The 10,232-nt window shown below is 73.6% G+C and carries 10 protein-coding genes; 5 read left to right on the forward strand and 5 right to left on the reverse strand.

All coding sequences use genetic code 11. The features are described from left to right. Positions 1–66 precede the first annotated feature (66 nt). On the reverse strand, positions 67–1,896 hold the full coding sequence (locus AA75_RS30925) for an acyl-CoA dehydrogenase (protein ID WP_033823613.1): 1,830 nt from the start codon (positions 1,894–1,896) through the stop codon (positions 67–69). Positions 1,897–2,183: 287 nt separating this feature from the next. Here AA75_RS30925 and AA75_RS30930 point away from each other — a divergent pair, with 287 nt between their 5' ends. Further along, the gene (locus tag AA75_RS30930) at positions 2,184–2,612 is read left to right on the forward strand and encodes an SseB family protein (protein WP_233289271.1); all 429 of its coding nucleotides are present in this window, start codon (positions 2,184–2,186) and stop codon (positions 2,610–2,612) included. 123 nt (positions 2,613–2,735) lie between these two features. Continuing rightward, positions 2,736–3,686, forward strand: a complete 951-nt coding sequence (locus AA75_RS30935; RefSeq protein WP_033823615.1) for a pirin family protein — start codon at positions 2,736–2,738, stop codon at positions 3,684–3,686. A 101-nt stretch (positions 3,687–3,787) separates the two neighbouring features. Here AA75_RS30935 and AA75_RS30940 read toward each other — a convergent pair whose 3' ends face one another. After that, positions 3,788–4,609 carry a protein phosphatase 2C domain-containing protein gene (locus tag AA75_RS30940; protein WP_033823616.1) on the reverse strand — a complete coding sequence of 274 codons (822 nt, stop codon included), beginning with the start codon at positions 4,607–4,609 and terminating at the stop codon, positions 3,788–3,790. A 376-nt stretch (positions 4,610–4,985) separates the two neighbouring features. Between AA75_RS30940 and AA75_RS30945 the strand changes: the two genes are divergently transcribed. After that, complete coding sequence (locus AA75_RS30945) at positions 4,986–5,204, forward strand: DUF5302 domain-containing protein (protein ID WP_033823617.1); 219 nt, start codon at positions 4,986–4,988, stop codon at positions 5,202–5,204. Between the two features lie 99 nt (positions 5,205–5,303). On the opposite strand, the gene AA75_RS30950 is transcribed toward AA75_RS30945, so the two are convergent. From AA75_RS30950 to AA75_RS30960, 3 genes are all read right to left on the reverse strand, one after another. Continuing rightward, positions 5,304–6,707 (reverse strand): amidase, encoded by a 1,404-nt coding sequence (locus AA75_RS30950; protein ID WP_033823618.1) that lies wholly within the window; start codon positions 6,705–6,707, stop codon positions 5,304–5,306. Positions 6,708–6,754: 47 nt separating this feature from the next. After that, positions 6,755–6,991 (reverse strand): hypothetical protein, encoded by a 237-nt coding sequence (locus AA75_RS30955; RefSeq protein ID WP_033823650.1) that lies wholly within the window; start codon positions 6,989–6,991, stop codon positions 6,755–6,757. Positions 6,992–7,130: 139 nt separating this feature from the next. Then, positions 7,131–7,778 (reverse strand): ATP-binding protein, encoded by a 648-nt coding sequence (locus AA75_RS30960; protein WP_033823619.1) that lies wholly within the window; start codon positions 7,776–7,778, stop codon positions 7,131–7,133. Between the two features lie 275 nt (positions 7,779–8,053). Between AA75_RS30960 and AA75_RS30965 the strand changes: the two genes are divergently transcribed. Together AA75_RS30965 and AA75_RS30970 are read left to right on the forward strand one after the other, a co-directional pair. Continuing rightward, positions 8,054–8,956 carry a hypothetical protein gene (locus tag AA75_RS30965; RefSeq protein WP_051813817.1) on the forward strand — a complete coding sequence of 301 codons (903 nt, stop codon included), beginning with the start codon at positions 8,054–8,056 and terminating at the stop codon, positions 8,954–8,956. A gap of 433 nt (positions 8,957–9,389) precedes the next feature. Continuing rightward, positions 9,390–10,169, forward strand: a complete 780-nt coding sequence (locus AA75_RS30970) for a YcnI family protein (RefSeq protein WP_033823620.1) — start codon at positions 9,390–9,392, stop codon at positions 10,167–10,169. Positions 10,170–10,232 lie beyond the last annotated feature (63 nt).

The following is a 10,232-nucleotide window of genomic DNA, read 5'->3' on the forward strand; positions in this document are numbered from 1 at the left end:
GCGGGGCCCGGTGGTGTACCGGGCCCCGCGGTGTGAGGGTGGGTCAGGCGGTCGTGGCAGCGGGGCCTAGAAGGCCTCCTCCGCGAGCTCCATGATCTCGTTGTCGACGCCCTCGGCGATCAGGCGCTGCGGGGCGACGGCGGGCAGCACGTTGCGGGCGAAGAAGCGGGCCGCGGCGACCTTGCCCTGGTAGAACGCGACGTCCTTCTCCGAGGCGCCCGCCTCCAGCTTGGCCAGGGCCACGGTGGCCTGACGCAGCAGCAGCCAGCCGACCACCACGTCGCCGGAGACCATCAGCAGGCGGGTGGCGTTGAGGCCCACCTTGTACATGTTCTTGACGTCCTGCTCGACCGAGGAGAGGTCGGCCAGCATCTTGCCGACGATCGCCTCCAGGTCACCGGCGGCCTTGGCGAGCAGCTCGCGCTCGGTGGCCAGGGCGTCGCCGCCCTCGGCCGCGCCGAGGAACTTCTGGATCTGCTCGGAGACGGCGGTCAGCGCCTGGCCGCCGTCCTTGACGATCTTCCGGAAGAAGAAGTCCAGGCCCTGGATGGCGGTGGTGCCCTCGTAGAGGGTGTCGATCTTGGCGTCCCGGATGTACTGCTCGATCGGGTACTCCTGCAGGTAGCCGGAGCCACCGAAGGTCTGCAGGGACTGGGCGAGCTGCTCGTAGGACTTCTCCGAGCCGTAGCCCTTGACGATCGGCAGCAGCAGGTCGTTCAGGCGCTCGGCGGCCTCGTCACTCTCGCCGCGCAGGCGGGCGGCGAGCACGTCGTCCTGGGTGGAGGCGGTGAACAGGACCAGCGCGCGCATGCCCTCGGCGTAGGCCTTCTGGGTCAGCAGCGAGCGGCGGACGTCCGGGTGGTTGGTGATGGTGACCCGGGGGGCGGCCTTGTCCAGGAAGTTGGAGATGTCGGCGCCCTGCACGCGCTCCTTGGCGTACTCGAGCGCGTTCAGGTAGCCGGTGGAGAGGGTGGCGATGGCCTTCGTGCCGACCATCATCCGGGCAAACTCGATGATCTTGAACATCTGGCGGATGCCGTCGACGGTCTCGCCGAGCAGCCAGCCCTTGGCCGGGTGCTTGGCGCCGAAGGTCAGCTCGCAGGTGTTGGAGGCCTTGAGGCCCATCTTGTGCTCGACGTTGGTGGCGTAGACGCCGTTGCGCTCGCCGAGCTCGCCGGTCGCCCAGTCGAAGTCGAACTTCGGCACGATGTACAGGCCGAGGCCCTTGGTGCCGAGCTTGCCGCCCTCGGGGCGGGCCAGCACCAGGTGGATGATGTTCTCGGACATGTCGTGCTCGCCCGAGGTGATGAAGCGCTTGACGCCCTCGATGTGCCAGGAGCCGTCCTCCTGCTTGACCGCCTTGGTGCGGCCGGCGCCCACGTCGGAGCCGGCGTCCGGCTCGGTCAGCACCATGGTGGCGCCCCACTGGCGCTCGACCATGCGCAGGGCGACCTGCTGCTGCTCCTCGGTGCCCTCGTCGCTCACGACGCCGGCGAAGGCCGGGCCGGAGGAGTACATCCAGATCGCCGGGTTGGCGCCGAGGATCTGCTCGGCGAAGGCCCAGACCAGGGAGGACGGGGTGACCTGGCCGCCGATGGCCTCCGGGATGCCCAGGCGCCACCACTCGGCGTCCATGAAGGTCTGGTAGCTCTTCCTGAAGGAGGCCGGCACCGGGGCGGTGCTGGTCTCCGGGTCGAACACCGGCGGGTTGCGGTCGGCGTCGACGAAGGACGCGGCGAGGTCGTTCTCGGCGAGGCGCGAGATCTCGCTGAGGATGTTCTTCGCGGTCTCGACGTCCATGTCCGCGAAGGGACCGGTGCCGTACACCTGCTCGCGGCCGAACACCTCGAAGAGGTTGAACTCCACGTCCCGCAGGTTGGACTTGTAGTGACCCATGACCGTTATCTCCGGTTCGTCGCTCCGGGGGTCCGCCGCTACGAGCGCCCCACTTACCCACCAGTAGGCACCATGATGCTACCCGTTGGTAACTTGTTCAAGCCCTGGGACCGGAAACCCGGCTATGAACGTGGTCACGTCCCACAACCCGGAGCCCATCCGAGTTGTCCGGATCAGCCGCCGCACAGTGCCCCCGGGCCCGATAGCCTGTCCGTGTGTACGGCTATGAGCAGACCGCGTACCAGGGAGACCCCTACCAGCAGGCCATGCAGCAGGGGATGAACGGCATGCCCGGGGGCGCCCCGTACGGCGAGCCGCAGCAGGGTGTACCCCAGCAGTCCCTGTACCCCGAACCGTCGCCGCCATCCCTGGCCGACGCCGTCCGGGCCTTCACCACCGGCTCGATGCCGGTGGAGGACTTCCAGGCCATCTTCATCACCTCCAAGGTTTTCTGCCCGCGCGGCGACCGGCCGGGCTTCCTCGCCCTGCACAACACGCCGACCCCGGTGATCCCGATGTTCAGCTCGGTCAAGGAGCTGCGCCGCTACGCCGGCAAGGAGTCCAAGCACTTCAGCGTCAGCGGCGCCGAGGTGCTGGACCTGCTGCCGACCGGGTACGGCTTCGCCCTGGACATGGAGGGCGAGCACCGGATGGTGTTCGACGCCAAGGCGGTGGAGCAGATGGTCGAGTTCACCATGCACCGGATGTACGGCTGACCGACCGCCGAGGGGCGGCCGGACGGTCGGCACGGAGTAATGGTTTAAGTTTCAACTTGCCTTTGGTTGAGAATTGAACTAACCTGCTGGATGTAGGCCACAGAACCCCCGAAGGAGGCCGACATGCCCGCCGTGACCGTCGACAACCCGCTGACCCTCCCGCGCGTCGCCACCCCCGACCCGACCCTCACGGTGCCCCGGCCGGTCCTGACGGTGGTCACCGCTCCCGAGGGCTTCGAGGGCGAGGGCTTCCCGGTCCGCCGGGCCTTCGCCAAGGTCAACCAGAAGTACCTCGACCCGTTCATCATGATGGACCAGATGGGCGAGGTGGAGTACGCCGCGGGCGAGCCCAAGGGCACCCCGTGGCACCCGCACCGCGGCTTCGAGACCGTGACGTACCTGATCGACGGCGAGTTCGTGCACAAGGACTCGCACGGCGGCGGCGGCCACCTCGGGGGCGGTGACACCCAGTGGATGACGGCCGGCTCCGGCATCCTGCACATCGAGACGCCGCCCGAGTCGCTGGTGCTGTCCGGCGGCCTGTTCCACGGCATCCAGCTCTGGGTCAACCTCCCGGCCAGCGACAAGATGACCGGCCCCCGCTACCAGGACATCCACGGCGGCCACGTCAAGCTGCTGACCACCCCGGACGGCGGCTCGGTGCTCCGGCTGATCGCCGGTGACCTCGACGGCCACCGCGGCCCCGGCTCGACCCACACCCCGATCACCCTGATGCACGCCACCATCACCCCGGGCGCGCAGGCCACCATCCCCTGGCGGCCCGACTTCAACGCCCTGGTCTACGTCCTGAACGGCAACGGCAAGGTCGGCGCCGAGGGCCGTCCGGTGCACACCGGCCAGGCCGCGGTCTTCGGCGAGGGCGACACCATCACCGTCTCCGCCGACGCCAAGCAGGACTCCCGGCACCCCGCGCTGGACGTGATCGTCCTCGGCGGGCAGCCGATCAAGGAGCCGGTCGCCTGGTACGGGCCGTTCGTGATGAACAGCCACCGCGAGCTCCAGCAGGCGATGGAGGACTTCCAGTCCGGGTCCTTCGGTCACCCGATCGACTGACCGCGCCGCACCCGCCCCCTCCGATCCGACCCACCCCCCGATCAGCGGCGGGGCCGCCCTTCCCCCGGGGCCGGCCCCGCCGCTCGGCGGTGTCCGGGGAGTCAGAACCTGGCGTACAGGGCCGAGGCGTCGTCGTGGGCCGAAGCCCTCGGCCAGCGGGCGCAGCGCCCGTCCGAGCGTTCCACCGCCCGGACCCGGGCGATCAGCTCGGCCGGACCGGACGCCGCCAGCAGCGCCAGCGCGTCGCCCCAGCTCCCCAGCCGGAACAGGCCGCCGTAGCGCGCGGCGCCGTCACTGAACGCCGCCAGCGCGGACAGCGCCGACAGCCGGACGAACCCGCTCTCGGCGTACCCGGCCGCCTTCGGCGCGGCCGCGGCGATCCACGGCCCGTGCCCGGTGTTGCGGGCCGCGCGGACCGCCAGGGCGTACTGCATCCGCAGCGCCGCGCGCTCCGCCGAACCGGGCGCCGCCGCGAGGACCTCGCGGCGCAGCTCCTCCCCGGCGGGGAAGCGCTGGTTGTCGCCGATCACCCGCGGCGGGCCGTCCACCAGCTGCAGCACCAGCAGCGAGTCGCCGAGCACCAGGTACTCCAGCGAGTTGCCGTGCAGGCGGGCGGCCACCACCATCGCCGCCGGGGTGTTGGGGTGCGCGAGGTCGCACCGGCCGCCGTGCAGGGCGGCCGTCTCCGCGATGGCGTCGGCCAGGCACTCGGCGGCGGACCGGTCCGCGCGGTCGGTCATCCGGGTGAGCAGGTGCACCCCGAGGCGGCGGACGTACCAGGCGACGCCGTGGCCGCAGCCGGACTCCAGCCCCTCGGGGGAGCCGGACCCGTCGAGCAGCACCAGGGCCTCGGGCGTGGCGGCGGTGAAGTCCTCACTCACCCGGTCCGGTCTTGCGGGCTCGCCCGCCAGCTGTACCTGCATCCCGCCAGTGTGGCGGCGCCGGGCGGACGGGGGACAGACTCCGGTCCTTGATCCCTCGACGGGGCGCCCCGGGCCCCGGTGGCAGCCGCCCGGACCGGGACATACCGTCGGATGGTCGGCCCCTCACGCCGAGGGTCCCGCGTGTCCTGCGGGTCCGCCTCCGGGAGTCTGGAGCATGCGATGGTCTGGCAGTTCTTCGTCCTGGTGATCGCCTCGTTCGTCTTCCCCACGATGGCGCTCCTGTACCTGATCGGCGGGCCGCACTTCCCCGACGAGCAGCACTGACGACCCGCGGCGTACCTTTTGTCAGCGGGATGGCAGCGGGACGTGACAGTGTGTGCCCTGCACACCAGCTCCCGTCCAGGAGGTCCCCCGAATGAGCAGCGAAACAGCCGAACCCGGGCAGCAGCCGGAGCCCGAGGCCGCCCCCGCGGCCCAGGACGACGTGAAGGCGAAGTTCCTCGCCGCCCTGGAGCGCAAGCACGGTGGTCCGGCGGGCGGCACGGCCGGCGGCCCCGGCGGCGAGTCCAAGATCCACGGGGCGCACAGCGCCGCGGGTGGGAAGCGCACCTTCCGTCGCAAGAGCGGCGGCTGACGGCCGGTCACGGCGGTCGGGCAGGGGCGGGCCGGGAACGGCCCGCCCCTGCTGTCGTACCCGGGGTGCGGTGGACGTCCTCCGGTTCCCGGCCGGTTCCTAGCCGGACTTCCCCGCCCCGGCCAGGGCCTGCTCGACATGGGCGGCGCAGGCCAGCAGCTCCTCGTCGGCCCCGACGGCCCCCACGCACTGCAGGCCGAGCGGGAGCCTTCCCAACCGGCCGGCGGGCAGCGTCACGGCGGGCGCGCCGGCGTAGCTCCACGGCAGCGACATCACGGCGTCGCCGGTGCTGTCCAGGCCGCGCGGGGCGGGGCCGGTGGCGGCCGGGGTGAGCCACAGGTCGATGCCCTCGTCCGCGGTGAACGCCGCCAGCCGGCGCCGGAATCCGTCCCGGGCGTGCAGCGCGGCACTGTGGTCGGCGGCGGTGATCTCGTGGCCGCGCCGGATCGCGGCCGCGGTCTCCGGCCGGTACAGCGCGCCGAAGCGGGCGAACAGCTCGGCGTGCACCTGGGCCAGCTCGTAGCGGTTGATCAGCCGCAGGTGCTGTACGAGTCCGTCGAAGTCGGCCGGCAGGTCGAGTGCCCGGATGGTCAGCCCGTGCTCGCGCAGCAGGCGCAGGGTGCGGTCGAACTCGGCGCGTGCGGCGGGCTCGGCCCGCTCCAGGTAGGCGCCGCCGGGTACCGCGCAGACCGGCGGCCGTCCGCCTGCGGGCACGGCGCTCCCCGCCGCTGCCTCCGCCGGTCCCGGCCGCCAGTCGTCGCAGAGCACGGTGGCGGCCAGCCGGGCGCCCGCGAGGTCGGAGGTGAACACGCCGACGGTGTCCAGGCTCGGCGAGTGCGCGATCACGCCGTCCACCGGGATCCGTCCGTAGCTGGGGCGGAAGCCCACCACCCCGCAGTACGCCGCCGGGCGGATCACCGATCCGACGGTCTGGGTGCCGACCGCCAGTGGCACCAGGCCCGCCGCGACGGCGGCCGCCGAACCGCTGCTGGAACCACCAGGGGTGTGCGCCGGGTCGCGCGGGTTGCGGGTCGGGCCGGGGGCCCGGACGGCGAACTCCGCGGTCACCGTCTTCCCCGCGACCAGCGCACCGGCCGCCAGCAGCCGGGTCACCAGGGACGCCTGCGGGCCGCCGAGCACCCCGGGCGGCAACGCGGAGCCCGCGTGGGTGGGCAGGCCGGCCACCTGGATGACGTCCTTCACCCCGACCGCCACGCCGTACAGCGGCGGCCGCCCGGCCGGGGGCGCGGCCGGGGGCGCCGGTGATGTGTGGTGCGCCGGGGGCGTGCGGTGGGCCGGGGGCGCCGTCCCGTCCGTCCGGGCCTGGAGTTCGCGGGCCGCCTCGGCCAGCCGGTGGTGGCGCCCCGGCTCGGGCACGAAGGCGCGGACCACCGGGTCGAGTCGGTCGATCCGGGCGCACAGCCGCTCGACGTACTCGGGCAGCGCGGGATCCCCGGCGCGCAGCGCGGCGGCCTCGGCCGGCAGCGGGATCATCGGCTCCATGGCGCCAGGCTACGGGCGCGGGACCGTCTCGACCGCTCGGCCCGGGGTCACTCGTCGTGTTCGGTCGGCAGGTACGGGGCCTCGCGCAGGAAGAGCGCCCCGCAGGAGTGGCAGTGCAGGTCCGGGTGCTCGACCCAGTGCTTGGCGTCGCGGGTCTCGGCGTCCGGGTCCAGGGCCCGGCCGCACATCGCCACGGTGTCGTCCCCGCGCACGATGTGCCAGGTCTTCACCTCACCCGACGCCGCACCCGCAGGCCCGTACTCGGCACGCATCTGATGAATCATGATCACCATGCTGCGAGGGCCTTCGGCGGAGGGCAACTCCTGCTAGCCCTTCAGGGACCGGGCCCCGGCGGCGCCCATGCCGCCCCGTGCTGTCCGTGCCGACCCAGGCCGACCCAGGCCGACCCAGGCCGGCCACCGGTCAGGAGGCGCGGAGCAGGGCGTCGTCCTGCCACTTGAGGACCTTGTCGAAGCTGACGATCGCACCGCGCAGCGGGTGGTTGCGGAGCTGGACGTGGTCGGTCAGGGCGTGGATGAGGAACAGGCCGCGCCCGCACTCGGCGGTGAGGTCGGGCAGGGCGTCGAGGTCGGGCGTGCGGACCACCATCGGGCGGCCGGCCGGCAGGACGTGGGTGTCGTACGGCGCCGGGCGGTCGGCCGGGCGGGGCCGGTGGGCGGTCAGGATCCGGGCGGGCAGGGAAGCCCGGCCGCGCCGGGAGCGGCGGCGCCCGCCGGGCCGGACCGGTGCGAGGACACCGCCCTGGCGGCGCAGCGGGGGGACGGCCGGCAGCACGGGTGCGGCGATCGGCGGGAGACCCGGCCCGGAGTCGACCACCTCGATCCTCAGCCGGTCGCCGGTGATCGAGGCGGTGACCTGGAAGCCCTCGTCCGGGCGGCCGGTGATGGCGTGCTCGACCGCGTTCGCGCAGGCCTCGGTGAGGGCGACGCCCAGGTCGTAGGCGATCTGGGGGTCGACGCCGGCGCTGTCCATCGCGCCGAGCAGGATGCGCCGGGCCAGCGGCACGCTCGCCGGGTCGCGCTTGAGGTGCAGAGTCCACCAGATGTCCACGGGAGGTCCCTCCTGGCTGCGGCTCCACATACAACTAGGTATCTCCGACCGATCCGGCACCGAACCGTCCGTCGGGGCCCGCGCCACCCGTCCGGTGGATGGACTGATGTGGAACTCTGTGCCGAGCGGCGCATTGAGCGGCGCGCGCGCCGGGGCCGAACGGCGCATTCGGATGCTGGGATGACATACCGACTCCGGGTGCCGTCCGTGGATCGGCCGGGTACCGGTGACCCTGCCTCGGGGCGCCGGGTAGGCGGTGAGATGATGGCCCGGCCATGACCGACCGCCACCGCGCCCCGCGCCGAGGAGCCGCCGCGACCCCCACCGGGGCGCCGGCCGCTGCCTGGGACCTGCGGGTGGCGCGCGCGGTGCCGTTCGCGCTGGTGTGCACCCTGATCGCCGCGGCCGGGCACGCCCTGGTGGGCGGCGGCGAGGTCGGACTTCCGGCGTTGGCGAGCGGCTTCGCGGTGGTCACCGCGGCGGCCGTGCTGCTCGGCGGCCGGGAACGGTCGGCGGCCGCGATCGCCGGCGCACTGGGGATCGGCCAGCTCGGCCTGCACCTGCTGTTCCACGGGCTAGCCACGGCGGCGGCCGGTGCGTCCGCGGTGGCGGGTCCGATGGCGGGCATGACCGGGATGACCGGGGCACCGGGGACGGGCGCGGCGGGCGGCCAGGCCGCCGGGATCGGCGTGCTGCCGGCCCTGGCCGGCCGACTGATCTGCGACGACCGCCCCGGCAACGGGCCCAGCGCGCTGCCGCCCGGCAGCACGGCAGAGCAGGTGGTGAGCGCGGCCGGGCTCGACCCGCAGGCGTACACCGTCGGCGCGCACGCCGGCGCCGGGCACGTGTCCGGGATCGCCGCCGCGTTCGCCGGGATGAGCCCTTCGATGCTGCTCGGACACCTGGCCGCGGCCCTGGTGGCCGGCTGGTGGCTGCGCCGCGGCGAGGCCGCGCTGTGGCGGCTGGTCCGGGTCACGGCGGTCGCCGCACGGGAGTGGGCGATACCGCTGCGCAGCGCGCTGACGCTGCTGGCGGCGGTGCTGTTGGGCCCGCTCGCGGACGGGCGGGAACTGCGTCGGCCGACCGGGCCGGCGGAGGACTGGCGGCTGCCGGGGGCGGCAGCACTACGGCACAGCGTGCACCGGCGGGGTCCCCCGCTGACGGCCTTCGCGCGCTGATGTCCGCACGCTGACGTCCACCCTGCGGGTGCCGGTCGGGATGGCCCGACGGGACCCGCCCCCGTATCCGTACCGGTCCTCGCACGCGTTGCCCGGACCCGTACCCGTCGTCGAGGCCGTGATCGCACTCGCGTCGGCCGGCCGTGGGCCGGTCCTCGGCGGTGGCATCCCCGGTGGAGCTCCTGGTGGGGCTTCGGGGGGGGGTGATCGGCCCGGTCGGCCGGGAGCCGTCCGGATCGGTCCGGATCGGTCCGGGCCCTCGGGACGCGGGTGGACGGATGAACGGACGCGCGCGCATCAGGTGGCCGGACCCGTCGTCCCCGTCTCCGGTGGTGCGACGGCGGCCCAAGTCCCTGCCTCAGAGCCCCAGTGCCATGTGTGCCGCCGCCGGGTGCGGCCCGTACACGTGCCCGTCTCCCCCAGGAGCAACCAGATGCGTTCCCTTCCTGCCCGCCGGATCGCCGGGATCGCCGCCGTCGCGGCCGCCGCCGTCGTCGCCATGGCGGCGCCCGCGTTCGCGCACGTGACCGTGCAGCCGGGCAACGCCCAGCAGGGCGGCTACTCCGCCGTCGCCTTCCGGGTGCCGAACGAGAACGACAGCGCCGCCACGGTGAAGCTGGAGGTCAGCCTCCCGATGGACCACCCGATGGCCTCCGTGCGGACCGAGCCCGTCCCGGGCTGGACCGCCACGATGGAGAAGAGCAAGCTCGACAAGCCGCTCAAGTCGCACGGCCAGGACATCACCGAGGCCGTCTCGAAGATCACCTGGACCGCCAACGACGGCACCAAGCTCGGCCCCGGCCAGTTCATGGACTTCCGGGTGTCGCTCGGCGCGCTGCCCTCCGACACCGACAAGCTGACCTTCAAGGCGCTCCAGACCTACGACAACGGCGACGTCGTCCGCTGGATCGAGGAGGCCAAGGACGGCCAGCCCGAGCCGGCCAAGCCCGCGCCCGTGCTGACCCTCACCCCCGCGGCGGCCAAGCCCGCCGCGGGCACGAGCGCCTCCCCCGCCGCCGGTGACCACCACGGCGGCGACGCCGCCGGCGGCCAGGCCACCACGCAGGCGGCCGCCAAGTCCGACGACTCGACCGCCCGGACCCTCGGTGTGGTCGGCATCGTCGTCGGTGTGATCGGTTCCGCGCTGGGCGTGGCCGGTCTGCGCCGCAAGAGCGGCGACAGCACCGGCAACACCGGCAGCACCGCCTCCTGACCCCTGGCCGGCGGGGGCCGCGCGACCGGCCCCGGGCGACCACCCGGGCCGGCGTGCGGCCCC

The organism is Kitasatospora sp. MBT63, from assembly GCF_000710465.2.
Classification (GTDB): domain Bacteria; phylum Actinomycetota; class Actinomycetes; order Streptomycetales; family Streptomycetaceae; genus Kitasatospora.